The sequence below is a fragment of the Streptomyces netropsis genome, assembly GCF_014203545.1.
GTDB lineage: Bacteria > Actinomycetota > Actinomycetes > Streptomycetales > Streptomycetaceae > Streptomyces > Streptomyces netropsis.
The window spans coordinates 13,300-40,267 of sequence record NZ_JACHJG010000002.1 but is presented as its reverse complement, the minus strand read 5'-3'; the positions used below and the strand labels follow the sequence as shown (position 1 = coordinate 40,267).

At 70.3% G+C, this 26,968-nt stretch carries 23 protein-coding genes; 14 read left to right on the top strand and 9 right to left on the bottom strand.

The features are described from left to right. Positions 1-5: 5 nt before the first annotated feature. Positions 6-797: a metal-dependent hydrolase gene (locus FHS38_RS05220; RefSeq protein WP_184731268.1), complete on the bottom strand. Its 792-nt coding sequence runs from the start codon at positions 795-797 to the stop codon at positions 6-8. Positions 798-939: 142 nt separating this feature from the next. Between FHS38_RS05220 and FHS38_RS05215 the strand changes: the two genes are divergently transcribed. Continuing rightward, positions 940-3,453, top strand: a complete 2,514-nt coding sequence (locus FHS38_RS05215) for a DEAD/DEAH box helicase (RefSeq protein WP_184731266.1) — start codon at positions 940-942, stop codon at positions 3,451-3,453. Between the two features lie 49 nt (positions 3,454-3,502). Continuing rightward, a complete protein-coding gene (locus FHS38_RS05210; RefSeq protein WP_184731264.1) occupies positions 3,503-4,366 on the top strand; it encodes an acyl-CoA thioesterase in 864 nt (287 codons plus the stop codon). Between the two features lie 36 nt (positions 4,367-4,402). On the opposite strand, the gene FHS38_RS05205 is transcribed toward FHS38_RS05210, so the two are convergent. Together FHS38_RS05205 and FHS38_RS05200 are read right to left on the bottom strand one after the other, a co-directional pair. Further along, positions 4,403-5,359 (bottom strand): DUF6397 family protein, encoded by a 957-nt coding sequence (locus FHS38_RS05205; RefSeq protein ID WP_184731262.1) that lies wholly within the window; start codon positions 5,357-5,359, stop codon positions 4,403-4,405. Positions 5,360-5,478: 119 nt separating this feature from the next. Continuing rightward, positions 5,479-5,901, bottom strand: a complete 423-nt coding sequence (locus FHS38_RS05200; RefSeq protein WP_184731260.1) for a roadblock/LC7 domain-containing protein — start codon at positions 5,899-5,901, stop codon at positions 5,479-5,481. Between the two features lie 128 nt (positions 5,902-6,029). Between FHS38_RS05200 and FHS38_RS05195 the strand changes: the two genes are divergently transcribed. The 3 genes from FHS38_RS05195 (at position 6,030) to FHS38_RS35080 (ending at position 7,575) form a co-directional block, all read left to right on the top strand. Next, positions 6,030-6,458, top strand: coding sequence for a PPOX class F420-dependent oxidoreductase (locus FHS38_RS05195; protein ID WP_184731258.1), 429 nt, complete (start codon positions 6,030-6,032; stop codon positions 6,456-6,458). 66 nt (positions 6,459-6,524) lie between these two features. Continuing rightward, positions 6,525-7,124, top strand: coding sequence for a class I SAM-dependent methyltransferase (locus FHS38_RS05190; protein WP_184731256.1), 600 nt, complete (start codon positions 6,525-6,527; stop codon positions 7,122-7,124). A gap of 214 nt (positions 7,125-7,338) precedes the next feature. Continuing rightward, the gene (locus tag FHS38_RS35080) at positions 7,339-7,575 is read left to right on the top strand and encodes a hypothetical protein (RefSeq protein WP_338933409.1); all 237 of its coding nucleotides are present in this window, start codon (positions 7,339-7,341) and stop codon (positions 7,573-7,575) included. An 87-nt stretch (positions 7,576-7,662) separates the two neighbouring features. Here FHS38_RS35080 and FHS38_RS05185 read toward each other — a convergent pair whose 3' ends face one another. After that, positions 7,663-7,854 (bottom strand): tail-anchor membrane protein, encoded by a 192-nt coding sequence (locus FHS38_RS05185; RefSeq protein ID WP_184731254.1) that lies wholly within the window; start codon positions 7,852-7,854, stop codon positions 7,663-7,665. 80 nt (positions 7,855-7,934) lie between these two features. Next, positions 7,935-8,966 carry a fatty acid desaturase family protein gene (locus FHS38_RS05180; RefSeq protein ID WP_184731253.1) on the bottom strand — a complete coding sequence of 344 codons (1,032 nt, stop codon included), beginning with the start codon at positions 8,964-8,966 and terminating at the stop codon, positions 7,935-7,937. A gap of 285 nt (positions 8,967-9,251) precedes the next feature. Between FHS38_RS05180 and FHS38_RS05175 the strand changes: the two genes are divergently transcribed. The 3 genes from FHS38_RS05175 (at position 9,252) to FHS38_RS05165 (ending at position 14,481) form a co-directional block, all read left to right on the top strand. After that, on the top strand, positions 9,252-12,188 hold the full coding sequence (locus tag FHS38_RS05175) for an SCO1167/SCO6262 family helicase (RefSeq protein ID WP_221494661.1): 2,937 nt from the start codon (positions 9,252-9,254) through the stop codon (positions 12,186-12,188). Next, complete coding sequence (locus FHS38_RS05170; protein ID WP_184731251.1) at positions 12,185-13,471, top strand: SWIM zinc finger family protein; 1,287 nt, start codon at positions 12,185-12,187, stop codon at positions 13,469-13,471. Before FHS38_RS05175 ends, FHS38_RS05170 begins: the two co-directional genes overlap by 4 nt. Positions 13,472-13,611: 140 nt before the next feature. Beyond that, positions 13,612-14,481, top strand: a complete 870-nt coding sequence (locus FHS38_RS05165) for a YceI family protein (protein ID WP_184731249.1) — start codon at positions 13,612-13,614, stop codon at positions 14,479-14,481. Positions 14,482-14,539: 58 nt separating this feature from the next. On the opposite strand, the gene FHS38_RS05160 is transcribed toward FHS38_RS05165, so the two are convergent. Then, positions 14,540-15,367 (bottom strand): hypothetical protein, encoded by an 828-nt coding sequence (locus tag FHS38_RS05160; RefSeq protein ID WP_184731247.1) that lies wholly within the window; start codon positions 15,365-15,367, stop codon positions 14,540-14,542. Between the two features lie 133 nt (positions 15,368-15,500). Between FHS38_RS05160 and FHS38_RS05155 the strand changes: the two genes are divergently transcribed. Then, positions 15,501-15,998 (top strand): hypothetical protein, encoded by a 498-nt coding sequence (locus FHS38_RS05155; protein WP_184731245.1) that lies wholly within the window; start codon positions 15,501-15,503, stop codon positions 15,996-15,998. Here the strand turns inward: FHS38_RS05155 and FHS38_RS05150 are convergent. Next, positions 15,946-16,827 carry a phosphatidylinositol-specific phospholipase C/glycerophosphodiester phosphodiesterase family protein gene (locus FHS38_RS05150; protein ID WP_184731243.1) on the bottom strand — a complete coding sequence of 294 codons (882 nt, stop codon included), beginning with the start codon at positions 16,825-16,827 and terminating at the stop codon, positions 15,946-15,948. The genes FHS38_RS05155 and FHS38_RS05150 overlap by 53 nt on opposite strands. Before the next feature lie 218 nt (positions 16,828-17,045). Here FHS38_RS05150 and FHS38_RS05145 point away from each other — a divergent pair, with 218 nt between their 5' ends. From FHS38_RS05145 to FHS38_RS05135, 3 genes are all read left to right on the top strand, one after another. Further along, complete coding sequence (locus FHS38_RS05145) at positions 17,046-18,266, top strand: phosphodiester glycosidase family protein (RefSeq protein WP_184731241.1); 1,221 nt, start codon at positions 17,046-17,048, stop codon at positions 18,264-18,266. Positions 18,267-18,402: 136 nt separating this feature from the next. After that, complete coding sequence (locus FHS38_RS05140; protein WP_184731239.1) at positions 18,403-19,815, top strand: family 2B encapsulin nanocompartment shell protein; 1,413 nt, start codon at positions 18,403-18,405, stop codon at positions 19,813-19,815. 96 nt (positions 19,816-19,911) lie between these two features. Next, a complete protein-coding gene (locus FHS38_RS05135; RefSeq protein ID WP_184731237.1) occupies positions 19,912-21,321 on the top strand; it encodes a family 2B encapsulin nanocompartment shell protein in 1,410 nt (469 codons plus the stop codon). A gap of 63 nt (positions 21,322-21,384) precedes the next feature. Here FHS38_RS05135 and FHS38_RS05130 read toward each other — a convergent pair whose 3' ends face one another. After that, a complete protein-coding gene (locus tag FHS38_RS05130) occupies positions 21,385-21,855 on the bottom strand; it encodes a DUF2269 family protein (protein ID WP_184731235.1) in 471 nt (156 codons plus the stop codon). Between the two features lie 286 nt (positions 21,856-22,141). On the opposite strand from FHS38_RS05130, the gene FHS38_RS05125 reads away from it, so the two are divergent. Further along, positions 22,142-23,164, top strand: a complete 1,023-nt coding sequence (locus FHS38_RS05125) for a GlxA family transcriptional regulator (RefSeq protein WP_184731233.1) — start codon at positions 22,142-22,144, stop codon at positions 23,162-23,164. Here the strand turns inward: FHS38_RS05125 and FHS38_RS05120 are convergent. Beyond that, positions 23,137-23,331 carry a hypothetical protein gene (locus FHS38_RS05120; RefSeq protein ID WP_130881150.1) on the bottom strand — a complete coding sequence of 65 codons (195 nt, stop codon included), beginning with the start codon at positions 23,329-23,331 and terminating at the stop codon, positions 23,137-23,139. The two genes, FHS38_RS05125 and FHS38_RS05120, sit on opposite strands and share 28 nt — an antisense overlap. 225 nt (positions 23,332-23,556) lie before the next feature. Here FHS38_RS05120 and lysX point away from each other — a divergent pair, with 225 nt between their 5' ends. Next, positions 23,557-26,916 carry a bifunctional lysylphosphatidylglycerol synthetase/lysine--tRNA ligase LysX gene (gene lysX, locus FHS38_RS05115; protein ID WP_184731231.1) on the top strand — a complete coding sequence of 1,120 codons (3,360 nt, stop codon included), beginning with the start codon at positions 23,557-23,559 and terminating at the stop codon, positions 26,914-26,916. Positions 26,917-26,968: the final 52 nt, after the last annotated feature.

The following is a 26,968-nucleotide window of genomic DNA, read 5'->3' as shown; positions in this document are numbered from 1 at the left end:
GACGCTCAGATATAGCCCAGGGCGCCGAGTCCGCCGAACCCGCCGAGCACCATGAAGGCGGGCATGAGCACCTTCAACTCCACCCAGCTGCCGGCCCGGAAACGCATGGCCTTCGGCGGTCCGAGCGGGTACCAGCGCTTGCGGCCTATGGGGATGGGCCACAGGATCGGGCAGCCCGAGACGGTGAGCGCGTCCCCGATGTCGTGCACGAGCGCGCCGAGGATGATCGGCAGACCGAGCCACATGTACTCCTGGCCCGGAGCGGTGAACAGCCAGTCGGCGCCGTTGCCCGGCTCGTTGAGGACACCGGCGAGGATCCAGGCGCTGGTCGCGCCGAGCAGCCAGACCAGGACGTCGCTGGAGGTCCGGGCCATCCGCCACAGGAGTCCCTCGACGGCGAGCACCAGGTGGACGAAGAGGATGCCGAGCACGGCCCAGCGGCCACCGGTCATCGCCAGCGCCGAGGCGCCGACCCCTATCAGTACCGCCCACAGCCAGGTGTGGGTGAGGGTGCGGTGGCCGCCGTTGCGACGTGGGTCGCCCTGTGTCCTGGTGGCCTTGTAGACGGCGTGCGAGAGCTTGTCGATGATCTCGCAGAGCCAGCGCGAGATCGGGCCGAACGCACGGGATATCGTGGCGGATTTGTGGTCGAGGTCGGGGGCGAGCGCCGCACCCGCGCAGATCAGCGCGCCGGCGACGAGCACCGGCCAGGGCATCGGGTGGCCGGCCCCGGCCACCGCGGCACCCACTCCCAGCCAGGCGGCGGCTCCCGAAAGCGAGTGCGCCGGTCCCATCATGGTCGTTCCACCTCAATTGGCCCTCTGATTGGCGACGTCTCGCATTCCTGACGCCCGGTCGGCCACTCAGCGTAGCGCCCGGATGATCACCGTTCGACCGGCCGGTTCCCTGATCCGGTCCGGGGCCAGGCAGTATGGAGGCGTGACCCTTATCGATCAGATGCCGAGCAATGCCGATCCCGATGCCCTCTTCGAAGCTTTCTCGACCTGGGCCGAGGAGCGGGGCATCTCGCTGTACCCCGCGCAGGAGGAGGCGCTGATCGAGGTGGTCTCCGGGGCAAATGTGATCTTGTCTACGCCCACCGGCTCGGGCAAGAGCCTCGTCGCGGCCGGGGCGCACTTCACCGCGCTCGCCAACGACCAGGTGACCTTCTACACCGCGCCCATCAAGGCCCTCGTCTCGGAGAAGTTCTTCGACCTGTGCAAGCTCTTCGGCACGGAGAACGTCGGCATGCTCACGGGTGACGCCTCGGTCAACGCCGACGCGCCCGTCATCTGCTGCACGGCCGAGGTGCTCGCCTCCATCGCGCTGCGGGACGGCAAGGACGCCGACATCGGCCAGGTCGTCATGGACGAGTTCCACTTCTACGCGGAGCCGGACCGGGGCTGGGCGTGGCAGATCCCGCTGCTGGAGCTTCCGCAGGCGCAGTTCATTCTGATGTCGGCGACGCTCGGTGACGTGTCCCGGTTCGAGGAGGACCTGACCCGGCGCACGGGTCGGCCCACCTCGGTCGTCCGCTCCGCGACCCGGCCGGTGCCGCTGTCCTACGAGTACCGCACGACACCGCTGACCGAGACGCTGACCGAGCTGCTGCAGACGCAGCAGGCACCGGTGTACATCGTGCACTTCACGCAGGCGGCGGCCGTGGAGCGGGCTCAGGCGCTGATGAGCATCAACATGTGCTCGCGCGAGGAGAAGGACGAGATCGCCAAGCTGATCGGCAATTTCCGCTTCACCACCAAATTCGGCCGGAACCTCTCGCGCTATGTGCGCCACGGCATCGGCGTGCACCACGCCGGGATGCTGCCGAAGTACCGGCGACTGGTGGAACGGCTGGCGCAGGCGGGTCTGCTGAAGGTCATCTGCGGTACGGACACGCTCGGCGTCGGGGTCAACGTGCCGATCCGCACCGTGCTGTTCACCGCGCTCACCAAGTACGACGGCCAGCGGGTGCGGACGCTGCGGGCCCGGGAGTTCCACCAGATCGCGGGGCGGGCCGGGCGGGCCGGCTTCGACACGGCCGGTTTCGTCGTGGCACAGGCTCCCGAGCACGTGGTCGAGAACGAGAAGGCCCTGGCCAAGGCCGGGGACGACCCGAAGAAGCGCCGCAAGGTGGTCCGTAAGAAGGCACCCGAGGGCTTCGTCAACTGGGGCGAGAACACCTTCGAGAAGCTGATCGTCTCGGAGCCCGAGCAGCTCACCTCCCGCTTCCGGGTGACGCACACGATGCTCCTGTCGGTCATCGCACGGCCCGGCAACGCCTTCGAGGCGATGCGCCGTCTGCTGGAGGACAACCACGAGCCCCGCAGGAATCAGCTGCGGCACATTCGCCGCACCATCGCGATCTACCGTTCGCTGCTGGACGGCGGTGTCGTCGAACAGCTCGACCAGCCCGACGCCGAGGGCCGGACCGTGCGGCTGACAGTGGACCTGCAGTCGGATTTCGCCCTCAACCAGCCGCTGTCGACCTTCGCGCTCGCCTCCTTCGAGCTTCTCGACCCCGAGTCGCCCTCGTACGCGCTGGACATGGTCTCGGTGGTCGAGTCGACGCTGGACGACCCGCGGCAGATCCTGGCGGCGCAGCAGAACAAGGCACGCGGCGAAGCGGTCGCCGCGATGAAGGCGGACGGCGTCGAGTACGAGGACCGCATGGAGCGGCTCATGGACGTCACCTACCCCAAGCCCCTGGACGAGCTGCTGTCCCACGCCTACGACGTCTACCGCAAGAGCCACCCGTGGGTCGGGGACCACCCGCTCTCGCCGAAGTCGGTCATCCGTGACATGTACGAGCGCGCGATGACGTTCACCGAATTCACCTCCTTCTACGACCTGGCGCGGACCGAGGGCATCGTGCTGCGCTACCTCGCCAGCGCGTACAAGGCGCTGGACCACACCGTCCCGGACGACCTCAAGTCCGACGACTTCGAGGACCTGATCGCCTGGCTCGGCGAGATGGTGCGCCAGGTCGACTCCAGCCTGCTGGACGAGTGGGAGCAGCTGGCCAACCCCGAGAACGAGACCGCCGAGGAGGCGCAGGAGCGCGCCGACCAGGTCAAGCCGGTCACCGCCAACGCGCGCGCGTTCCGGGTGCTGGTGCGCAACGCGATGTTCCGCCGCGTCGAGCTGGCCGCTCTCGACAAGGTCGGCGAGCTGGGTGAGATGGACGCCGAGGCCGGCTGGGACGAGGACCGCTGGGCCGACGCCATGGACGCCTATTGGGACGAGTACGAGGATCTGGGTACCGGTCCCGACGCGCGCGGCCCGAAGCTGCTGCGGATCGAGGAGAAGCCGGAGGACGGGCTGTGGCGCGTCCGGCAGACCTTCGCCGACCCCAACGGCGACCATGACTGGGGCATCTCCGCGGAGGTGGATCTCGCGGCCTCCGACGAGGAGGGCCGCGCGGTGGTGCGGGTGATGGAGGTCGGTCAGCTGTAGCCTCCGAGGCGCCGCCCGTGTGGCGCGCCCTGGAAGCGAAGGAGCACCGATGTCCAGTCCCGCCGACCGGCTGGTCGATCTGCTCGACCTGGAGCAGATCGACCTGAACATCTTCCGGGGCCGAAGCCCGGACGAGTCGCTCCAACGCGTGTTCGGCGGGCAGGTGGCCGGGCAGGCGCTGGTCGCGGCCGGCCGGACCACCGACGGTGAGCGCCCGGTCCACTCCCTCCACGCGTACTTCCTGCGACCGGGGCAGCCCGGCGTGCCGATCGTGTACCAGGTGGAACGGGTGCGCGACGGACGTTCCTTCACCACGCGGCGCGTGGTGGCCGTCCAGCAGGGCCGTACGATCTTCAACCTCACCGCCTCCTTCCATCAGTCCGAGCCGGGCTTCGAGCATCAGGTGGCGATGCCGGCGGTGCCCGGTCCCGAGGAGCTGCCGAGGCTCGCGGACGAGATCCGCGAGCACCTCGGGGAACTGCCGAGCGCCCTGCGCCACATGGAGCGCCGACTGGCTTTCGACATCCGGTACGTGGACCGGCTGCGCTGGACCGCCCGGGAGCTCGCCGAAGCGCAGCCGCGCAGCGCCGTGTGGATGCGGACGGTGGGGCCGCTCGGCGACGACCCACTCGTCCACAACTGCGCTGTCACCTACGCCAGCGACATGACGCTTCTGGACGCGGTGCGCATCCCGGTCGAGCCGCTTTGGGGACCACGTGGCTTCGACATGGCCTCACTCGACCACGCGATGTGGTTCCACCGTCCGTTCCTCGCCGATGAGTGGTTCCTCTACCAGCAGGAGTCGCCCATCGCGACGGGCGCCAGGGGCCTGGCCCGGGGGCAGATCTTCGACCGCGAGGGCAGGCTCGCCGTGTCCGTGATGCAGGAGGGGTTGTTCCGCAAGGTCACCTGAGCCACCGCCGGGGGCACCCCGGATGCGCGGAGCAGCTCATGTGCGGCGGCGCAGCCGAGCCCACAGCCCTCGTGGGCGGACTCGTTCGGTGCGCTTCGTCACGGCTTCCGCAGCCGAGACGGTATTCATCTCCGCCAGGGCTTCGGTACCCGCCAGGGCTTCGGTGCCCGTCATCGGCGCCGCGGGCGACACCATCGGCCCGGGTGGGACGTCCCGGGCGGGAGCGGGTCGGACCGCGCGGGCCTGCGCCAACGCGGCGGTCAAGCGGTGGCGGTGCCATTCGATCTCGTCCGGATCCTCCGCCAGGATCACCGATTCGATCACCTCGTGGGTGGCCATCGCGTCCGGTCGCGCGGGGACGAGGGGCGGGCGCAGCACGGTCACATAGGCCCGTTCGTCCTGGTCCGGCACACCGGCGGCCAGGTCTTCGGGGGTGAGCGCGGACGCGGCGACCGCCGCCCGCTCCCATGGGTCCTCGGTCTGGGCCAGCAACTGATCGAGCCTGCGGGCGCGCCAGGATCGCCCGCGACGGTCCTCGCGCTCCTCCAGCGCCGTGCGCAAGAGGGAAGGCGTACGGCCGGTCAGGAGCTCGGGGTTACGGTCGGCGAAGTCCACGAGATCCGCGGCCAGGTAGTGCCAGACGACGGCTCGGTATCTGTTGACGTAGAAGCGCACGGGTGCGAAGCAACCACCCCGGGCGAGTCGCCCGAAGCGGGCGGGGCTGACCCCCATGAGTTCGGCGCCCTCGGCGGTGCCGACCACCCACAACCGTGAGCGCAGTCCTTCAGGGAATCCGTCGGCGCTCCGGTGGCGTTCGATCTCCGCCCGAGTGACCCTTCGCCGACGACCGGGGCCGGAGTCCACTGTCCTTACATCCCCGAGCTGCACCGCGAGCTCGAACTCGCGCGGCTTGAGCTCCAGCTCGCGTGCCGCCCTTCCGAAGGCGACGCTCTCCTCGGTCGCGCCCCGCACCTCGCGCTGTTGTACCGCCATGACATCCTCCCCGCCACCGGTCCATCACTGACAGTGACGACGATAGTGGCGGGGTGCGACATCGCGCCTTCCCTGTGGATAACTCCGATCCGGGCTTGGGCCGGGCTCGGCGTCGCACGTCAGCGAACGCGGCCGGGGGCCTCGCCCCTGCCGTCCTGCTGCCGCGACGCGACGCTCAGGTGCTCACCGACACGATTGACGAGCAGAGTCATCTCATAGGCGACCTGGCCGATGTCGGCATCGGCGTCACCGAGGACACACAGACAACTCCCGTCGCCCGCGGCCGTCACGAACAGCACACCTTCATCGAACTCGACCATCGTCTGCCGGACCTTGCCCGCCCGGAAGTGGCGCCCGGTGCCCTTCGCCAGGCTGTGCAGCCCTGATGCGACCGCCGCCAAGTGCTCGGCGTCCTCTCGCTCGAGATCGGCACTCGCGCCCGTCACCAGCCCGTCATTGGACAGCACCAGCGCATGGCGTATTTGCTCCACCCGCTTGGTCAGGTCGTCCAGCAGCCAGTCGAGTCCCTTGGCCATTGCCATAATGCCCCGCCTCCCCGTTCCGTGTTTTCCCCGTAACTGCCGTGCCAGCCTTGCTCACCTGCGCCCCGTCGGCAACCCGCCCGGCCCGTCGGCACGCGCCTGTTGGTCAGTTGGCACAAGATGAGGACATGGCACAGAGAATGAGCAAGGAACAGTGGCGGGCCTTCCTTTCCGAAGGCACCCGTACCGGAAAACTCTCCACGGTGCGCGCCGACGGCAGTCCGCACATCGCACCCATTTGGTTCCTGCTCGACGGGGACGACCTCATCTTCAATACCGGAGAGAACACGGTCAAGGGCCGTAATCTCGCCCGGGACGGCCGCGTGGCGCTCTGCGTGGACGACGACAGGCCGCCGTTCTCCTTCGTCACCCTGCAAGGACGCGCCGAGCTGAGTGACGATCTGAACGAGGTCCGGTCCGCGGCCACCAGGATCGCCGCCCGTTACATGGGCGACGATGCGGCCGAGGAGTACGGGGCGCGCAACGGCGTCCCGGGGGAGTTGCTGGTTCGCGTCCGCATCGACAAAGTAGTGGCGCTGGCCGACATCGCCGAGTAACCGGCGCCATCGGTGCGCGTCCCCCGCGCGCCGAGCGGTCGATCGCGGCACGGAAGGAGTCATCGCGTGAGCAACGACCCGGCCCGGGTGAGGGAATTCTTCACGACGCGGGCCGACGGCTGGGACGCCCGGTTCCCCGGTGACGGGCCCGCGTACGACGCGGCCGTCGCCGACCTCGGCCTGCGCGACGGCGACACGGTGCTGGACGCCGGGTGCGGCACGGGGCGGGCGCTGTCGGCGCTGCGTTCGGCCGTCGGACCGCAGGGGACGGTGCTGGGCGCGGACCTCACCCCCGCGATGCTGAAGGCGGCCGTCCGGGCGGGTCGGCACCACCACGGCCTGCTGATGATCGCGGATGCCGGCCGGTTGCCGGTACGCGACGGTGCGGTCGATGCGGTCTTCGCCGCCGGGCTCATCGCTCATCTCGCCGACGCCACGGCGGGCCTTCGGGAGCTGGCCCGGGTCGTACGGCCAGGCGGCCGGCTCGCGCTCTTCCATCCCATCGGCCGTGCCGCGCTCGCGGCCCGCCACGGCCGCGCGCTGACGCCGGAGGACCAGCGCGCCGAGCCCCGTCTCCGCCCGTTGCTGGCGGACGGCGGCTGGGATCTCGTCTCCTACACGGATGAGGACACGCGCTTCCTCGCGCTCGCCGTCCGCCGGGGTTGATCGGGGCCCGAACCGGCCATGAGCACTCCGGCGGATGCGGCGGATCGCGGTTTCGGCGGCTTCGCCGGGCGCTCTCCCCCGTATTCGCCGGAGGTTCAACTCCGCTTTGGGCGGGCACACTTGAACGACGCAGGACTAGCCGCTCACGGGGCAGGTGATCCGCGTGTTCCATAAACTCCGCAAGCGCCTCGAAGAAGTCCGCCGACCGGCCCCTGTGCCACCGCCGGCGAATCGGCAGCGCAATCTCTTCGAGGCGGCGGCCACTTATGTGGCCGCATGTGCCGAGAACGATCTCGACGGGAGTGCGGAGGCGGCTCGCTGGGTTTCACCGGAGGCCCTCAGCTTCGGGGTGAACGAGCTGGCCTGCCGTGCTGTCATTGCGCTCGCTCGTGAACACGGTGAGTCACCGCGCACCGTGGCCCGGGCGCTTCTCGGGTTGCCCGCCGGCTGACCCCGGGCTCGCTCCCCCGGCACACGCCTGGCCGACGGGTGCGACGGCGGTGATCACATGCCGATCCGCGGTGCTCGACGGCGAGTGCTAGCGGTGCAGTTCCTTACGGGACACCCGGCGCAGCCTCTTGCGCTGCGAAGGGTCCAGAAGCAGATACGCCCCCACCGGGACACCGACCATCACCAGCAGCGCCACCCAGAAGGCCCCTGAAGGCAGCAGCAACAGCAGGATCAGCCCCGCCACCACTCCGCCGACGGCCAGTTTCGCCCTATTGGTCATTGCCGCACCTCTCTCGCGATGCCTGCCGCTCTGCTCGTAGAACGACCGGAAAGCGGGCCCTGTTCCACGCGCGGCGTTGCTCACCCGGTCCGCAGTGGAGCGCCGACGTCGTGCATGTGACCGAGCGCTTGTCGATAGGAGTCGACGAGCCCGGTTTCCGCGTACGACAGACCGACCGCTCGGCAGTACGCGCGGACGATCGGTTGGGCACGCCGGAGGTGGGGACGCGGCATGTTCGGGAAGAGATGGTGCTCGATCTGATAGTTCAGCCCGCCCAGGAACCAGTCGGTCAGAGGGCCGCCGCGCACATTCCGTGAGGTGAGGACCTGGCGGCGCAGGTGCCCCCACCGCTCTCCGTGCGGGTCCGGCATCTCCATGCCCTTGTGATTGGGCGCGAAGACCATGCCGAGGTGGAGCCCGAAGAGGGCGTGGTGAAGGAGAGCGAAGACGAGGGCCTTGCCGAGGGACATGGAGGACAGCAGCAGCGTGGTGTAGCCCACCAGATGCAAGGTGAGGAGCGTCGCTTCGACTCGTCGCTCTCCGGCCTTTTGCCGTTTGAGGTCCCGCAGGCTTGAAACCTTCAGATTGAGGCCTTCGAGAAGCAGCATCGGAAAGAAGAGCCGGGCCTGATGACGGGTGAGCCAGCGGGCGAAGCCTTCCCGCTGCGCGGCCTGTCGCCGGGTCCAGACCAGTGCGCCGACACCGACGTCCGGGTCCTTGTCGATGTGGTTGGGGTTGGCGTGGTGGCGGTTGTGTTTGTCGTTCCACCAGGCGTAACTCATTCCGAGCAGCAGATCGGAATGGATGAGGCCGAGAACGCGGTGGGTCCTCCGGGTGCCCGCTATCTGGGCGTGGCCGCTGTCGTGGCCGACGAAGGCGGTCCGGGCACCGAAGAGCGCCATGGGTACGGCCATGAACAGCGTCCACCACGAGTCGCCCGTGAGCACGATCCCGGTGCCCGTGGCGGCCAGGGCCAGCGCATTGGCGGCGATGGTCAGGGCATACCAGCCCCGTCGTCTTTCGAGGAGCCCCTCCGCGCGGATCCGGCGCAGGAGCGGGGCGAAGTCGCTGCCCGCCGCGGGTTCCGCGAGCAGGGCACTGGCCTGAGGCATGTGGTCTCCGGAGAGTTTCGACGGACGGCCGACGGGCGGCCGGGCGGCCGGCGGCGGACGGGCCGCGGGTTTGATGACCGACCCCAGGAAACGTACGGACCGCAGGCCCGGGAGGGCCATGGAGTCACCACCCTGACCAGCCGGGGGACAACCCCCGAACCGCGCAGGGGGGTTGAGTGCACCCCCCGTCGACGGCATGACGCTCATCACAGGCCGGATGCCCTCATCGCCCGTTCGCGTCCTGTACCCTCGGGCGCTCCGGAGCCCACTAGTCAAATTTGAGGAATGCGCATCCCTGTGACACCACCCCCTGCCGCAACCCCCACCGAGATCGCCCGGCTGGCCCGTTGCTCGGCGGTCTTCCTCCCCAAAGACCCGTCCCGTACCGGACGTGTCGCCTTTTGGCAGCCGGACGAGCAGGACGGCGCGCCCCTCGTCGTCTCGGGCGTCGTCGAGGAACTGACGATCGCAGTCGCGGACGGCGCGGCCGTCACCACCACGACCGTACGCGCCACCACGCTGCCCGTACGCGAGGCACTGCCGGCCCTCACCCGTGCCCGCGCCGCACGGGGAGAGGGGTCGGCCGCGTTCTGGGGTGCCGCGGCGTTGCTCGCACTGCAGTTGGCCGCTCGCGGCCGACTGCTGCCGGGGCTGACCTCGACCGATCACGACGCCTGGCGCGTCGGCCCGCTCACCCAGGACGATCTGCACCGGGTGCGGGAGTTGGCCGCCGCGATGCCGCCGGCCGCGCACGCCGTACCACTGCCGGACAGCGACCCGCTGCTGCTGCCCGAGCCCGAGCGGCTCGTGCGCGCCTTCCTGGACGCCGTGGCCGACGGACTGCCGCGCTCCCCCGCCGCGGCGCTGGCCGCGGGTGGTCTCGCCTTCGCCGCCCCCGAGCCGCGCCGCCTGCCCGAACAGCGCGCCTGGGCCGACGAGGTCGCCGCCGGGCACGACGCGGGCGTACGGCTCTCGCTGCGCGTCGAGGTACTGGGCCTGACGGAGACCGCACCCGGGGGCGGGGAGGCCGATCAGGACGCCCGCCCGCGTTTCCGCGCCGTCCTCCAGGTGCACAGCCTCACCGACCCGGCGCTGATCGCGGACGCGGCCGAGGTCTGGGCGGGCGACTCGCCCGTGGCCGCCTCGCTCGGCCGGGCAGCGCGCATGAACGCCCTGCTCGCGCTGCGACGCGCCGCGCACGCCTGGCCCGCACTCACGCCGCTGCTCTCGGCAGCGGCGCCCGACGCCATCGACCTCGCCGACGAGGAGTTGGGCGAGCTCCTGGGCACGGCGTCGAGCGCTTTGGACGCCGCCGGGGTCGAGGTCCACTGGCCGAAGGAGCTGGCCCGTAAGCTCACCGCGCGCGCCGTCGTCGGGCCGCCCGACGGCGCCGGCACACAGGATGACGGGCGGTCCGGCATGCCGTCCCTGCTCTCGGCGGACGCGCTGCTTACCTTCAGCTGGCGGTTCGCCGTCGGCGACCTGGAGCTGACCAAGGAGGAACTGGACCGGCTGGCCGAGGCGAGCCGCCCAGCCGTGCGCCTACGGGACCAGTGGGTGCTCGTCGACCCGGAGGCGGTGCGCCGCGCCCGGGAGCGGCAGGACCGCAAGATCACGCCCGTCGAGGCGCTGGGAGCCGCCCTCACCGGCCGCACCCACGCCGAGGAGCGTGGCGACGAGGACGCCGGGGAGACGGTCGACGTACAGGCCACTGGCTGGCTCGCGGCCCTGCGCGACCGCATCGCCGACCCCGGCTCCTCCCGTGAGCCCGTCGGCCAGCCCGCCGCTCTCGCCGCCACCCTGCGCGACTACCAACTGCGCGGCCTCGACTGGCTGAACCGGATGACCTCGCTCGGCCTGGGCGGCTGTCTCGCCGACGACATGGGGCTCGGCAAGACCGTCACCCTGATCGCCCTCCATCTGCACCGCCAGGCTCAGCCCGGGGCGGCCGGTCCGACCCTGGTGATCTGTCCGACGTCCCTGATGGGCAACTGGCAGCGGGAGATCGAGAAGTTCGCGCCCGGGACGCCCGTACGCCGCTTCCACGGCTCGTCACGGAGCCTGGACGCCCTGGCCGACGGGGAGTTCGTCCTCACCACCTACGGCACGATGCGGCTGGACGCGTCGCGCCTGGCGGAGACCGACTGGGGCCTGGTCGTCACCGACGAGGCGCAGCACGTCAAGAACCCGTACTCCGCGACGGCCAAGCAGCTGCGCACCATCGGCGCGAAGGCCCGGGTCGCCCTGTCCGGCACGCCCGTCGAGAACAACCTGTCCGAGCTGTGGGCGATCCTCGACTGGACGACGCCCGGCCTCCTCGGCTCGCTGGGCAGATTCCGCCGACGTTACGCGCGGTCGGTCGAGGACGGTGCCGATCCCGCGGCCGCCGAGCGCCTCGCGGCACTCATCCGCCCGTTCCTGTTGCGGCGCCGCAAGTCCGACCCGGGCATCGCGCCCGAGCTGCCGCCCAAGACCGAGACGGATCACGCGGTCACGCTCACCAAGGAGCAGGCGGGGCTGTACGAAGCCGTGGTGCGCGAGATCCTCGCCGAGGTCGAGGGCACGGACGGCTTCGAACGGCGCGGGCTGATCGTGAAGCTCCTCACGGGGCTCAAGCAGATCTGCAACCATCCGGCGCAGTTCTTGAAGGAGCACGACCTCAAGGAGGGCAGCAGCCCGAGGATCGCGGGCCGTTCCGGCAAGGTGGAGCTCCTCGACGAACTGCTGGACACGATCCTCGCCGAAGAAGCGAGCGTGCTCGTGTTCACCCAGTACGTGCAGATGGCACGGCTCCTGGAACAGCATCTGGCCGCACGCGGGGTGCCGACGCAGTTCCTGCACGGGGGCACGCCCGTGCCGCGGCGCGAGGAGATGGTCCGCCGCTTCCAGGACGGCGAGGTCCCGGTCTTCCTGCTGTCGTTGAAGGCGGCCGGTACGGGGCTGAACCTCACCCGCGCCGGGCACGTCGTGCACTTCGACCGCTGGTGGAACCCGGCCGTCGAGGCCCAGGCCACCGACCGTGCCTACCGCATCGGCCAGACCCAGCCCGTGCAGGTGCACCGGCTCATCGCCGAGGGCACGATCGAGGACCGGATCGCGCAGATGCTCACCCGCAAGCAGGCTCTCGCGGACGCGGTGCTGCACGCCGGGGAGACGGCGCTGACGGAACTCACCGACGCCGAGCTGGCTGATCTCGTCGAACTGAGGGGGACCGGACGATGACCGGAAATGACGTTCACGCGCGTGTGGAGCGCACCTTCGATGCCCTGCCACCCATGCGCGGGCGGGGATTCGCCGACACGTGGTGGGGCCAGGCGTGGCTCCGGGCGCTCGAGGACACGGCGCTGGACGGCCAGCAGGTGAAGGCGGGCAACAGGCACGCGCGCGCGGGGGCCGTCGGCGCGGTGTCCGTACGGCCGGGACGGATCACGGCACTCGTCCGTGACCGGGACGGCACGCGATACCGCTCCGATGTGCTGATACAGGAGCTCTCCGGGGCCGACTGGGATCGGCTGCTGGACCTGGTCGCCGACCGGGCAGGGCATATCGCGGCGCTGTTGGACCGCGACATGCCGCCGCATCTGGTCGAGGACGCGGCCGCGGCGGGGGTGGATCTACTGCCGGGCATCGGGGATCTGGAACCCGAGTGCGCCTGCGAGGCATGGGATCACTGCCCGCACACGGCGGCGCTGTGCCATCAGGTGGCCAGGCTGCTCGACCAGGATCCCTTTGTGCTGTTGCTGATGCGCGGGCGGGGAGAGCGCGAGCTGTTGGACGAATTGCAGGCCCGCAGTGTCTCCCGCGCCGCCTCGCAGGAGATGCGGGAGAGTGCCGAGGTACCCGCGGCTGCGGGCATCCCGGCGAGTGAGGCGTTCGCGGCGCGGGATCTCATACCACCGCTGCCCGATACCCCGCCCTCGACGGACACCGCGGGGCGCCCGCCCGTTCTCACCGGGGACACTCCTCCCGGACCCGGCCTCGACGTCGGTGCGCTGGAGTTCCTCGTCGCGGACACGGCCGTCCGGGCCCGGCAGCTGCTGGCCGAGGCCCTGGCGGCCGGCCATGAGCGGACTTCCGTGGCGGACGCGCTGACGGTGCGGCAGGACGCAGTACGGCTGGCCGCCGCAGGGCCACCCGAGCGGATCACCGCCCGGCTCGCGGCGGGCTGTGGCTACGGACGGGCGGAGCTGGCCCGCGCCGTCCGCGCCTGGGGCCACGGCGGGGCCGCGGCACTGGCCGTGCTGGAGGAGGAGTGGACACCCGAACCGGAGGATCTCGCCCGCGTTCGCGCCCGGCTGGCGGCCGCCTGGGAGGACGACGACACAGCGCCCCGACTGCGGGCCACGCGCAATCGGTGGACGGTGGTGGGCACCGACATCCAGCTGCGCTACGGGCGGGACGGACGCTGGTGGCCGTACCGCAAGGAAGGCGGTCGCTGGGAGCCCGCCGGGGCGTGCGACCTCGATCCGGCGGCGGCCCTCGCGGGTGTCCTCACAGAAGAGTGACGGATGAATTAAAGGCACAGAACCACCATCAGTTAGTTTTCCAAGGCAATGGAGGGCAACAGGGGAGCTTCCAAGCCCTAGTGACAGAATGTGGTGATCTACCGTTCAATCACCTTCTGGACACGGAAAGGCATTTTGGGATGACTTTCGCCCTGCTGCGCCGTTACAAGCGTTCTCTTCACCGGGAGAGCGCACCGATTCCGTACGGCGCGGGGGCTCTCGACTGTGTCGTCGTCGACCCCGTGCACCTTCCACTGCACAGAGCGGAAGTGTCCGTCCGGGATGCGAAGGGCCACGAGGTGGTGCACGGGCAGACCGACCCGCACGGCCGGTTCGCCACGAACGTGGCACCGGGCGAGTACAGCGTCGCGGTGACCGCCGAGGGGTATCAGCCCGTGCGCCAGGCGTGCGAATCGACGGAGGGCACACGGACCGACCTCGGGACGGTGCCCATGGAGCCGGCGCCCACCCCGGCCATGCCGGCCCCGGGCGCCTGGCGCATCGATCCGGACCACACGGCGGTGCGCTTCATCGCCCGGCACATCGGGCTCGCCGAGGTGCACGGCCGGTTCAACCAGTTCCAGGGCACCCTGTGGATCGGCGAGCGCATGGAGGAATCCAGCCTCGACGTCGTGATCGAGACCGCGAGCATCGACACCGGCGTCGAGCAGCGCGACGCACACCTGCGCTCCCCGGACTTCCTGGGCGTCGACAAGTACCCGTACATGCAGTTCGTCAGCGAGCGCTTCGTGCACCGCGGCGGCTCCCGGTGGGCCGTCCAGGGGGTGCTCAATCTCCACGGTGTCAGCAGGAACGTCTCGCTCGACACCCGCTACCTCGGCCTCGGCACCGGCATCGTGGGCGAAACCCGCGCCGCCTGCTCGGCCTCCGCCGAACTGCACCGCGAGGACTTCACCCTGGACTGGCGGTCCATGCTCTCGCGTGGCATCGCGATGATCGGGGCGACGATCAAGATCGAACTCGATATCCAGGCCGTTCCCGCGGAGTGACCAACGGGTCCGGCCTCTCCTCGCCCCCGGCAGCGGCCGCCACCGCCCTGCCGGGGCGTCAGGAGAGCGGCTTCGTCAGCTTCCGACCACTGCCCGTACCGCCCTCCTCGGCGGTCAGGCTGCAGGTGATGGAACGAATGCCCAGTCGGTAGCCCTGCAACTTCGGGTACTGCACCAGCGTGCCGCGCGCGGTGCCGGCGGGCTGCTTCAGGCTGCGACCACGCATCGGCTGCCGGCACAGCTCCGCGGCCTCGTCCTTCAAGGCGCTCTCACTGTCGTACGTACCCGACAGCCTGGGCGTGGCGACCACCTCCCCGTCATGGGGCGCGAAGCACGAGCGCTTGACCAGCCGCCCCCCGGGGCCGCCGGCGGGCAGATCGAAGCAGTCCCCCGAGGCCAGCGCGAAGTAGTACGGCTTGTCGTCGGTGGGCGTCGGGAGGACGCTCTCGACGCTCCGCGCGGTCGGCACACCGAGCAGCCCACTGGGGAACCCGCTCGGCAGGCTCGTGGGGAAGCCCGACGGCAGGCTCGTGGGAAGGCCGCTGGGCAGACCCGACGGAAGGCCGCTCGGGAGACTGGTGGGCAGACTGAAGGAAGGCGAAGGCACATCGGTCGGACTGCCGGACGGCTTTCTCTCACCGGGCTTCGCATCGTCACCGTCCCCGATGACCAACACCGCGCCCAGCGCCACCGCGGCGACGGCCACCAGCGCGGTGACCGCGATGGCGATCCGCTTGCCCCCGCCGCCGTCGGGCCGGGGAGGCTCCGGCGGCCAGGGCGGTCCCCCCGGACCGAAGCCGCCCGGTGGAGGCCAGGACGGCGGTGGCGGCGGGCCCGAGGGCGGTCCGAGTGGGTTTCCGGGTGGCGGTCCAGGTGGGGTTGCCATACGGTCCAGCGTCCCCACGCGCGCCCGCCCGTGACCGCGTGGTGACCGTACCGCTACACCTTCCGCCCTGGATCGCGACATTCCACTGCGTGGCGCTCCCCACGGAATGATCCACTAACAGTACTATTTTCCGGTGACCGCCGAGATTTCCCATATACGCGTGAACGAGGCGAAGGCGAGGGCAGCACGCCTCCTCCTGGCCTTCCGGCACGGCAATCAGCAGGCGTTCGACGCTGCCCTGCCGGAGACCATGACGGCCGACGAGGCCAAGGACGTCGTGTCCGCACTCTCCTGGATCGCCAACGAAGCCGTACGCAAGGCGTATCAGCCCGACGTCGCCGACCGGGTGTTGCGACACCTCGTCAGGCGCACGCCGGACGAGACAGGTTGGGTCGAGACGGACGAGGAGGCCGCACCGGATGTCGCAGTGCTGCTCGAGTCCGTTCGACGCGGAGACAGGGAGAGGGTGCGGGAGCTCGTGCGCGCGACGCCCGACACCACCTTCGTGCTCGGCAAGCTGGTGCACGCCGTCGCGCTGCTACTGCCGTCCGTTCCCGAACCCCACTTCCACGAGGTGCTCAGCGAGCTGCGCGGAGAAACGCCTCGAGTCCTGCCAGATCATCCGTGTTGAGGTAGTCCGCACCGGCGTCCAGCAGCTCGCGCCAGAGCGCGTGGCGGGCCGGGCCCGGCTCGTCGGGTGTGGCCCAGAAACGCACATGTTGACCCACCGAATGGGCGGCGGCGACGATCCGCCGAAGGGCCGCCCGCTCTCGCTCCGGCATCGGCCCGTCGCCCCGCCATGTGAAGTTCAGGCCCCAGTTGTCACTGATGAGCGAGGTGAAGGAGGCGGGAACGCCATTGCCGAGGTCCACGAGGCGACCGTCGTAGAAGGCGTACCGCACCCGCTCCGCCTCCATGGGGGTGCGGGCGCCCCGGTCGCCGGAGACGACAGCGGTGACCGCGCCGCGCCACACCCGGCCTTCGGCACAGACGCTGAGCATCGACCGGTAGCGGCGCAGACGTCTGGAGAGTGCGCGGTAGGTGGGGTCGCCCGCGGTCTTGATGTCGATGAGCAGCTGCACGGAGAGTCCGTAGCCGCGGTAGACGCGGCCGTGGTTGGCAGTGACACGGCGCAGCAGCGGGTCGAGGTAGAGCGATTCGAGGGTGCGGGTCGGATCGAGTTCGGACGCGTCGTGTGCGACGAGGAGTTGATCGCCTACAAGCCAGATGTCGGCCTCCACGCTGCCGAATCCGTGGGAGAGGGCGTCGGCGAGCGGGCGGGGGTGCGCGTAGTCGTTGTGCGCGTGGGCCCGGCGCAGCGGCGGCTTGCCGCGCCACGGCGAGGCATCGCGGGCGCCCGCACGCGAGTCCGGTGCGGCGGCACGGGCGGGGGACGCGAGGGATCCCGCGAAGGCGGCTCCGAGAGTGACGACGGCTGCGCGGCGCGTGCGCGGGTGCATGGTGCCTCCCGAATCTCTGGACGGATATCGACGGGTCACACGTACTGACAGCTGTGAGTATCGGGGCCCGCAGGGCCGATGGGCAGGGAAGCGCCGAGAGTTGCCCGCGTCGATGCCGTGGCGTTCCTTGTCGTTCGTTCGGGGCATGGTGAACTCCCTTGCGCCGTGGCAGAGTTGATGGGACCTCTGGGGAGACTGTGAGAAGACGTACTGACCGCGTGCGCGCGGTACTGACGGTGTTGGTGGCGTGGGTCTCATTGGTAGGTGGCGGAGGGACCGCCTGGGCTGAAACGGAAGCACTGCCGACCCTGCGGCTCGGCGGTCAGGCCGGCGTCGCGCCGGGGGTCACCTATCGGAAGTTCTCACTCTCGGGCTCGCACGGGCCGGCCTTCGGGCATGTGCTCACCGTCGATCTGCGCCATCCGCAGGTGTCGTTGGACCTGTTGCACCCGGGCCGGGTCGCCGCACGGGCGACGGTGTCCCGCCTGGCCGAATCCCGAGGCGCGGTCGGCGCCGTCAACGGGGACTTCTACAACATCACGGAGACCCAGCACCCGGGAGTCGAGGCGACGGGCGCGCCGGTGGGCCCGTCCATCGCGAGCGGGCACCGACTGAGCGCGGCCGTGCCGAACGGTCAGCGCTTCGGGCCCGCGATGCCGCAAGGGGTCACCACGAGGGACGTCATCGGCGTCGGGACGGACGGGGTGGCCCGGCTGGACCGGCTCACCCTGGTGGGGGCCGTGCGGACCGCGGACGGAAAGCTGGCGCTGCGCGGCCTCAATCAGTACGCCCTGCCCGTCGGCGGCATCGGCGCGTACACCCCCGCGTGGGGAGCCGTCTCGCGCCTGCGCGCCACCTGCGGGACCGACACGCAACGGGCGGCGCCGTGCAGCTCCGAGACCTACGAGCTGACCGTGCGCCGGGGCCGGGTGGCCTCCGTGGCCAAGGAGCCGGGGCGGGGCCAGATCGCGTCCGACACGGTGGTGCTGGTGGGGCGTGAGGCAGGGGCCCGGGAGCTGCGCAAGCTGCGGGTAGGCGACCGGGTTCAGGTGAACGAGCGCCTGCGGTCCGCACATCGCGGGGCGTTGCGGTTCGCGCTGGGCGGCTTCCCGGTGCTGCGCGACGGCCGCCCGCTGAGCGGCCTGGACGCGGCGACTTCAGCCGTACGGACCTCGGCCGGGCTGGCCGACGGGGGCCGGCGGCTCTACCTTCTGGCACTGGACGGAGGACCCTCCTACCGCACGGGCCTGACCGTTGCCGAACTGGCCGACCTCATGCGGGATCTCGGGTCCGAGGACGCCGTGAACCTGGACGGCGGCGGGTCGAGCACCCTGGTCACCCGCACTCCCGGCGAACGGCAGGCCGTCGTGCGCAACCACCCTTCGGGCGGAGCCGAACGAACCGTGCCGAACGGTATCGGCATTTTTATCCGACGTTAACATCGTCAATTAATCCACCCTTTAGGGTGACTGCACCCACGGAGGCCCGCCGCTAACCTCGAAGAAGCATCGACGAGAGCTTATCGACGGTTCCGCAGCAGCCAGTTCCATAAATGAAATGGGTGGGCATTCCCGTATGACGACGTCATTGGAGTCCGGTTCCGACACCGAGAATTCATCCGGCCGACTGAGTCTCGGCACCGCGGCCGCCCGGAATCTGGCGACCACGACCAAATCCGTACCGCAGATGCAGGGCATTACGTCGCGGTGGCTGCTGCGCATGCTGTCCTGGGTCCAGGTGTCCGGCGGTACGTATCGGGTCAACCGGCGATTGACGCACACGCTGGGCGACGGCCGGGTCGAATTCGTCTCCACCGGGGCGGAGGTGCGCGTGATCCCGGCGGAGCTGGGCGAGCTGCCGCTCTTGCGCGGCTTCACCGACGCCACGGTGCTCGACGCCCTCGCCGGCCGCTTCACGCAGCGCGAGTTCCAGCCCGGTGACGTGCTGGTCGAAGCGGGCCGACCCGCCGATCAGGTCGTCCTGATCGCCCACGGCAAGGTCAGCAAGGTGCACGCCGGGGAGTACGGCGATCCCGCCGTGCTCGGCGTGCTGGCCGGCGGCGAGTATTTCGGCGACCGAGCCCTCGCGGCGGCCGAGGGCGGCAACTGGGATTTCACCGTACGGGCGATGACGGCCTGCACGGTGCTGACCTTGCCGCGGCAGGATTTCGAGGAGCTCCTCGAGCAGTCGCAGGGGCTGCGCGACCATGTCCAGGCCTTCCGCGCCGACACCGGGCGCCCGCAGAACGAGTACGGCGAGTCGGCCATCGACATCGCCTCCGGACACGCCGGTGAGCCGGCCCTTCCCGGTGTCTTCGCCGACTACGAACTGACCCCGCGCGAGTTCGGCCTCAGCGTCGCCCAGACGGTGTTGCGCGTGCACACCCGCGTCGCCGACCTCTACAACGAACCGATGAACCAGGTCGAACAACAGCTCCGCCTCACCATCGAAGCACTACGCGAACGCCAGGAACACGAGCTCGTCAACAACCGCGAATTCGGCCTCCTCCACAACGCCGACCTCAAGCAGCGCATCCACACTCGCACCGGCCCACCCACCCCCGACGACCTCGACGAACTGCTGGCGACCGTCTGGAAGGACCCCGGTTTCCTTCTGGCACACCCGCGTGCCATCGCGGCGATCGGGCGCGAGTTCAACAGCCGAGGCGTGTACCCGGACAGCGTCGATGTGAGCGGCCACGCCGTCCCCGCCTGGCGCGGTGTGCCGATTTTCCCCTGCAACAAGATCCCGGTCACCGAAACCGGCGTCAGCTCGATTCTGCTGATGCGCACCGGTGAGGAATCGCAGGGCGTCGTCGGTCTCCACCGGACGGGAATCCAGGACGAGTACCAGCCCAGCCTTTCCGTGCGCTTCATGGGCATCAGCGAGCAAGCGATCATGTCCTATCTGGTGAGCGCCTACTACTCCGCCGCCGTGCTCGTTCCCGACGCTCTCGGAATTCTCGAGAACGTCGAAGTCGGGCACTGACAGACCCGGTCGGGCAAGGCCACTCCTTGCCGTATTCGCACCACGTCGCTTCAGGTATCGCGTCAGCTATCGCATACAGATGGGTGAAGACCAGTAATGACCACGTCAGTGGAGCAAGGGCAGACCGCGCGGGCGAGCGATTCACAGCAGAGCCTCGACACCTCAGCGGCACGCCAGCTCGCGACGACGACCAAATCCGTACCCCAGATGCAGGGGATCTCCTCCCGGTGGCTGCTGCGGGTGCTGCCTTGGGTGCAGGTGTCCGCGGGTACGTACCGGGTCAACCGAAGGCTGACCTACGAGATCGGGGACGGCCGCGTCGAGTTCATCACCACCGGCTCGGAGGTCCGGGTCATCCCGCCGGAGCTGGGTGAGCTGCCGCTGCTCCGGGGCTTCGACGACAGTGCCGTACTGGAGGCGCTGGCGGGCGGGTTCGTCCAGCGGGAGTACGCGGCCGGTGACGCCCTGGTCGAGTCGGGCCAGCCCGCCGACCAGGTCTTCCTGATCGCCCATGGCAAGCTCAACAAGACGGGCGTCGGCAAGTACGGGGACGACACCGTGCTCGGTGTGCTGGCCGACGGCGACTATTTCGGCGAGCACGTACCCCTGGAGCCGGACGGCGTCTGGAACTTCACCGTACGGGCGGTGACACGCTGCACCGTCCTCGCGCTCTCCCGCCAGGCCTTCCAGGAGCTGGCCGACCGCTCCGAGTCACTGCGCGACCATGTCGCGGGCTTCGCCTCCCGGCCCACACCCCCGCAGAACAAGCGCGGCGAGGCCGACATCGCGGTGGCCTCCGGACACGTCGGCGAGCCGGCCCTTCCCGGCACCTTCGTCGACTACGAGCCGTCCCCGCGCGAGTACGAACTGAGTGTCGCCCAGACGGTGTTGCGCGTGCACACCCGCGTCGCCGACCTCTACAACGAACCGATGAACCAGGTCGAACAACAGCTCCGCCTCACCATCGAAGCACTACGCGAACGCCAGGAACACGAACTCGTCAACAACCGCGAATTCGGCCTCCTCCACAACGCCGACCTCAAGCAGCGCATCCACACCCGCACCGGCCCACCCACCCCCGACGACCTCGACGAACTGCTGTCACGGCGTCGCAAGACCCAGTACCTGCTGGCTCACCCACGGACCATCGCGGCCTTCGGCCGGGAGTGCAGCAACCGTGGCCTCTACCCACAGAACCTCGAGGTCCTGGGCTCGTCGGTGCGCGCCTGGCGTGGAGTGCCGATCCTCCCGTGCAACAAGATCCCGATCAGCGAGACCGGCACCAGCTCGATCCTCGCGATGCGAACCGGTGAGGAAGACCAGGGAGTCGTGGGTCTGCACCAGACCGGCATCCCCGACGAGTACCAGCCCAGCCTGAATGTGCGCTTCATGGGCATCAACGAGCAAGCGGTCACGTCATATTTGGTGAGCGCTTACTACTCGGCGGCGATCCTGGTGCCGGACGCGCTCGGTGTCCTGGAGGACGTCGAGATCGGACGGGCGTAGGCGGCTGACGGATAGATCCGGCACCGCTCCGGGCCGCGGTCACCCTTCGCGTCACGCCCCTGTTCAGGCTCCTGTCGTCGAGCCAGGGCGGACGATCATAAGAACGGTGACCACGGCCCAGAGCAGATTGAACGCTCCGGTGTACATGGCCAGCCGACGGGTGGTGGCGGAGGTGTCGGAGCCCTTGTCGAGCGCGGCCAGGGCTGCTGACTGTCCCGGGAGGACGAGTGCCGCCAGGATCACGGCCGCGATCAGCGTGAGGACGATCGAGACGATCAGCCAGGGGTCGCCGAGGACGTGCAGGCTGTTGGCCGTCGCGAACCCGAAGACGGGGACGACGACGCCCACGACGGCATAGACGCGACAGATCCGGTGCAGGGACTGCGGGACCGATGCCGAATGCCGGTCACCGGAAGAGGCCGACGAGGCCGAGGCCCGGCGGGTGACGGCGGGGAACATACTGGCCGCCACCGTCACGGGGCCGATGGCGATGATCGCGGCGAGGACATGAATGCTCAGGAGAAGCTTCGTCACGGAAGGAGGTGTCTTTCGGCCGGTGAGTCTGACTGCGGGGCTGGCGGTCACGGCGGATCAGGCCGCGTGCGGCTCCGACGGTAGGCGGCATCCGGCGCGCACAGAAGTGGCGGTATTGCCATAGGTCAACGGATTCTCGCCAGCGGGCGCCAACCCGCGTCAGCGGGTTCCGTGGCCATCGTCCAAGCAGGTTCCGGGGGCCTGCCCCTCCCCACCCCTCCCCTTCTGGCCCCTCGCTCTCACCGTAGGCGTTGGCGGGATTCAGGCATCGGGCTACGATCCCGCCATGCACACCGTCGCTGTTCTCGCCCTGGACGGGGTGGTGGGCTTCGACCTGGCGACGCCGGTCGAGGTCTTCACCCGTGCTCGGCTGCCCGGCGGTCGGGCCGCCTATCAGGTGCGGGTCTGCTCGGCCGGCGGAGACGTCGACGCGGGCGCCTTCACCCTGCGGGCACCGTGGGGCCTGGAGACACTGGCGGAGGCGGACACCATCGTCGTGCCCGGTGTCGCCGACCCCCTCGCGCCCGTTCCCGACGAGATCCTGGACGCCCTGCGCTCGGCGGCCGGCCAGGGCACCCGGATCGCGTCGATCTGCGTGGGGGCGTTCGTCCTCGCCGCCACGGGGCTTCTGGACGGGCTCCGTGCCACCACCCACTGGCTCGGCACCAGGGAGCTGGCGCGGCGGTATCCCGATGTCCACGTCGACCCGGACGTGCTCTACATCGACAACGGCCAGTTGCTCACCTCGGCCGGCGCGGCGGCCGGGCTCGATCTGTGTCTGCACATCGTCCGGCGCGATCACGGCTCGGCCGTCGCCGCCGACGCCGCCCGCCTCTCGGTGATGCCGTTGGAACGCGACGGCGGACAGGCACAGTTCATCGTGCACGAGCCCCCGGCCCCCGACGGGGCGACGCTCGAACCGCTGCTGCGCTGGATGGAGGAGAACGCGGGGCGCGAGCTCACACTCGACGGCATCGCCGCGCGGGCCCGGCTGAGCACCCGTACCCTGAACCGGCGTTTCCGCGAGCAGACCGGCACCACACCACTCCAGTGGCTGCACCGGGCCCGGATCCGCCGGGCGCAGTATCTGTTGGAGACCACTGCGCACTCGGTCGACCGTATCGCCGCTCAGGTCGGGTTCGGCTCCCCCACCGCGTTTCGTGATCGCTTCAAGCGGCTCATCGGCACCAGCCCGCATGCCTATCGCCGGGCGTTCCAGGGCCCCGAGGCCCGCCGAGCGCTCAACGGGTCTCAGGAAGCCGGCGGGGTTCTCCCGTCAGATCAGGGGCGCACTCCGCTGACCAGCTGAGCCGTGGCCGAAATGCCGTTGGCGATGGTCGGCGCCACACTGGTGCTCGCGAGCACGAAGCCGAGCAGGACACAGACCAGCGCGTGCGAGACGCGGAGTGCTCCACTGCGCAGGAACACCACCGCCAGCACCAGAAGCATCAGGACCACGGAGATCGAAACGACCACGGCTTACCTCCTCGGCTGAGCGGTGAGTATGCGCCAGTCTCGCTCATCACACCGGCCCGGCCCGTGCCGCGCGTGTACTCCATACAGGTACGGATTCAGCGGTCGGGACGGGACCGGACCGTCCCGGCCTCGTCGGCCTCGCGTGACCGTTCGGACCCGCGCCCACGGGACGGACGGGCCGTGGTTCGACAGGCGTCGGGGCAGTGGCGTGCCTAGGCTGGCGGAATGAGCCGCACAGTCCCGGACACCGAGCCCGCCACGGTGAGGGAGGGGGCGCCGGAGGCACGGGAGGGCGGCGAGCGGGAATCCGCCTGGCGGCGGCTGTTGCACCGGGTGCCCAACGGATTCGCGATCTTCTTCGGTCTGCTCGGGCTCTTCTGCGCGCTCACCTCCCTCATCTCGCCGCTGCGGCGGGTGGCGGCCCCGCTGACCGACGCGCTGGACACCCTGACCGTTCCCACCGCCCCGAACCTCGCCTACGCCGTCTTCCTGCTGCTCCTCGCCGCAGCGATGGCGGCACGCAAGCGGGTCACGCTCTGGTTCGTCCTCGGCTATCTGGCCCTGCTGCTGCTCGCGGACGTGCTGTTGCTGGCCGTGGGGTACTGGGAGGCGATCCCCTCCCTGGTGCTGTGCGTGGCGGCGATGGCGCTGCTGGTCCTGGCCCGGCGGGAGTTCTACGCGGCCTCACGGCGCGGTGCGTTCCTGCACGCCCTTCTGGTGCTCGTCGGGGGTCTCGCCGTCGCCGTCCTGGTGGGCTGGGGCCTCGTCTCCCTCTTCCCCGGATCGTTGGAGCCCGGCGGTGGGAACCGGCTGCTGTTCGTCGTCAACAAGGTGTGCGGCGGCCTGGTCAGCGGTCGGCACTTCGTCGGCCACCCGCCGCACTGGCTCTTCTTCCTCCTCGGCCTGCTCGGCGCGCTGGCACTGCTCAACGCCACCATGTCGCTCTTCCGCTCCCAGCGGCTGGAGGCGGCCCTGCACGACGACGAGGAGCCGCGCCTCCGCGCGCTCCTCGGCCGCTACGGCGGCCGGGACTCCCTCGGCTACTTCGCGACCCGCCGGGACAAGGCCGTCGTCTTCTCGCCCAGCGGGAAGGCCGCCGTCACCTACCGGGTCGAGGCCGGGGTCTGTCTGGCCTCCGGCGACCCGCTGGGCGACCCCGAGGCCTGGACCCCGGCGATCGAAACCTGGCTGGCGGTCGCGGGGCGGTACGGCTGGCAGCCCGCCGTCATGGGCGCGAGCGAGGCCGGCGCCAAGGCGTACGCGCGTTCGGGGTTGGGTGCGCTGCAGCTGGGCGACGAGGCCATCCTCCAGGTCGCCGCCTTCGACCTGGACGGCCGCGAGATGCGGGTGACCCGCCAGGCCGTCAACCGGGTGGAGCGGACGGGCGCGAGCACCCGCATCCGGCGGCACGCCGAGCTCTCCGACGAGGAGATGGGCGAGGTCATCCATCGCGCGGACGCCTGGCGCGACACCGAGACCGAGCGGGGCTTCTCGATGGCGCTGGGGCGCCTCGGCGACCCCGCCGACGGCGACTGTCTACTGATCGAGGCGTTCGACAGCGAGGGCAAGATGATCGCGCTGCTGTCGTTCGTGCCCTGGGGACGCGACGGGGTCTCGCTGGACGTGATGCGCCGCGACCGTGCCGCGCCCAACGGCGTCATGGAGTTCATGGTCGCCCAACTGTGCTCCCAGGCCGGGCGGTTCGGCATCAAGCACATCTCGCTGAACTTCGCCGTCTTCCGCTCGGCGTTCGAGGAGGGCGCCCGCATCGGCGCCGGCCCGGTGTTGCGGCTGTGGCGCAAGCTGCTGCTGTTTTTCTCCCGGTGGTGGCAGCTGGAAGCGCTCTACCGGTCGAACGTCAAGTACAACCCCGAGTGGCATCCGCGGTTCCTGTGCTACGCCGACGCGGGCGCCCTCGCGCGGATCGGGCTGGCCGCGGGCATCGCGGAGGGCTTCGTCGCGGTGCCGAGCCTCGGCAAGCTGTGGAGCCGGGGGCGGGCGCGCGGCGTCTCCAGCCCGGCGACCACGGCCGGGCTGCCCTCGCTCACCGAGCTCGGCTTCGGCAGCGGCGCCGGTGAGCCCGGTGCGGCGGACGAACTCGCCGGGCTGCCCGAGCAGGTGCGGGTACGGCGGGCGAAGCTGGACCGGTTGCGCGCGGCCGGCGTCGATCCCTACCCGGTCGACGCCGACCGCACCCACACCCTCGCCGCGATCCGTGCGGCGCACGCCGGGCTCGCGCCCTCGTCCCGTACGGGCGAGCGGGCGACCGTCGCCGGGCGGGTCCTGCTGGTCCGCAACCACGGTGGGGTCGTCTTCGCCGTGCTGCGCGACTGGTCCGGCGACCTGCAGCTCACCCTCACCCGCGACGGCTCCGGCCCGGAGTGCCTGCGGCGTTTCACCGACCACATCGACCTCGGTGACCACATCGAGGCCGAGGGCGAGATCGGTGCCACCGACCGTGGTGAGCTGACCGTCTTCGTGACCCGTACCCGGATGATCGCCAAGTGCCTGCGTCCGTTGCCCGACAAGCGCCACGGTCTGAGCGACCCCGAGGCCCGGGTGCGGATGCGCTACGTGGACCTCGCGGTGTCGACGGAGGCCCGGCGGACCGTACGGGCGCGCAGCGCCGCCGTGCAGGCGCTGCGCCAGGGATTGCTCGACCGGGGCTATCTGGAGGTCGAGACGCCGATGCTCCAGCAGATCCACGGCGGCGCGAACGCCCGGCCCTTCACCACGCACATCAACGCCTACGACCTCGATCTGTACTTGCGGATCGCACCCGAGCTGTATCTGAAGCGGCTGTGTGTGGGCGGCATGGAGAAGGTCTTCGAGATGGGCCGGACGTTCCGCAACGAGGGCGTCTCGTACAAGCACAACCCCGAGTTCACGATGCTGGAGGCGTATCAGGCCTGCGCCGACTACGACGTGATGCTGGACCTGACGCGCGAACTGGTCCAGGGCGCTGCCGTCGCGGCCCACGGTTCGGCGGTCGCGTTGCGGGCGGACGGCCAGGGCAAGCTCGTCGAGCACGACATCTCGGGACGGTGGCCGGTGAAGACCGTCTACGGGGCGATCTCCGAGGCGCTCGGCGCGGAGGTCGACGCGGACACCCCGGTCGAGGCACTGCGCCGCCACTGTGACGCGACGGGCGTACCGCACAAGCCGGAGCACTCCCGTGGGGACATCGTGCTGGAGATGTACGAGCGGCTCGTCGAGGAGCGGACCGGAACGCCCGTCTTCTACAAGGACTTCCCCACCGATGTCTCGCCGCTCACCCGCCCGCACCGCCACGATCCGCGGCTCGCCGAGCGCTGGGACCTGGTGGCGTTCGGCACCGAACTGGGCACGGCGTATTCGGAGCTGATCGATCCCGTCGAGCAGCGCCGCCGCCTCACCGCCCAGTCGCTGCTGGCGGCGGGCGGCGACCCCGAGGCGATGGAGGTGGACGAGGACTTCCTGCGCGCCCTCGAGTACGCGATGCCGCCGACGGGCGGGCTGGGGATCGGCGTGGACCGGCTGGTGATGTTCCTGACGGGCTTGTCGATTCGCGAGACGCTGCCGTTTCCTCTGGTACGGCATCGCTGACCGCTGGGTTCGGCACGGGGGTCCGTGTGGCGGAGGGTGCGGCCGGGACGGT

Coding starts and splice junctions, on each gene's coding strand:
- FHS38_RS05180 (WP_184731253.1), bottom strand. CDS start 8,966: ATGCCTCAGGCCAGTGCCCTGCTCGCGGAACCCGCGGCGGGCAGCGAC.
- lysX (WP_184731231.1), top strand. CDS start 23,557: ATGAGCCGCACAGTCCCGGACACCGAGCCCGCCACGGTGAGGGAGGGG.
- FHS38_RS05200 (WP_184731260.1), bottom strand. CDS start 5,901: ATGGCAATGGCCAAGGGACTCGACTGGCTGCTGGACGACCTGACCAAG.
- FHS38_RS05160 (WP_184731247.1), bottom strand. CDS start 15,367: ATGGCAACCCCACCTGGACCGCCACCCGGAAACCCACTCGGACCGCCC.
- FHS38_RS05185 (WP_184731254.1), bottom strand. CDS start 7,854: ATGACCAATAGGGCGAAACTGGCCGTCGGCGGAGTGGTGGCGGGGCTG.
- FHS38_RS05210 (WP_184731264.1), top strand. CDS start 3,503: ATGTCCAGTCCCGCCGACCGGCTGGTCGATCTGCTCGACCTGGAGCAG.
- FHS38_RS05205 (WP_184731262.1), bottom strand. CDS start 5,359: ATGGCGGTACAACAGCGCGAGGTGCGGGGCGCGACCGAGGAGAGCGTC.
- FHS38_RS05165 (WP_184731249.1), top strand. CDS start 13,612: ATGACTTTCGCCCTGCTGCGCCGTTACAAGCGTTCTCTTCACCGGGAG.
- FHS38_RS05175 (WP_221494661.1), top strand. CDS start 9,252: ATGCGCATCCCTGTGACACCACCCCCTGCCGCAACCCCCACCGAGATC.
- FHS38_RS05195 (WP_184731258.1), top strand. CDS start 6,030: ATGGCACAGAGAATGAGCAAGGAACAGTGGCGGGCCTTCCTTTCCGAA.
- FHS38_RS05125 (WP_184731233.1), top strand. CDS start 22,142: ATGCACACCGTCGCTGTTCTCGCCCTGGACGGGGTGGTGGGCTTCGAC.
- FHS38_RS05150 (WP_184731243.1), bottom strand. CDS start 16,827: ATGCACCCGCGCACGCGCCGCGCAGCCGTCGTCACTCTCGGAGCCGCC.
- FHS38_RS05140 (WP_184731239.1), top strand. CDS start 18,403: ATGACGACGTCATTGGAGTCCGGTTCCGACACCGAGAATTCATCCGGC.
- FHS38_RS05220 (WP_184731268.1), bottom strand. CDS start 797: ATGATGGGACCGGCGCACTCGCTTTCGGGAGCCGCCGCCTGGCTGGGA.
- FHS38_RS05170 (WP_184731251.1), top strand. CDS start 12,185: ATGACCGGAAATGACGTTCACGCGCGTGTGGAGCGCACCTTCGATGCC.
- FHS38_RS05135 (WP_184731237.1), top strand. CDS start 19,912: ATGACCACGTCAGTGGAGCAAGGGCAGACCGCGCGGGCGAGCGATTCA.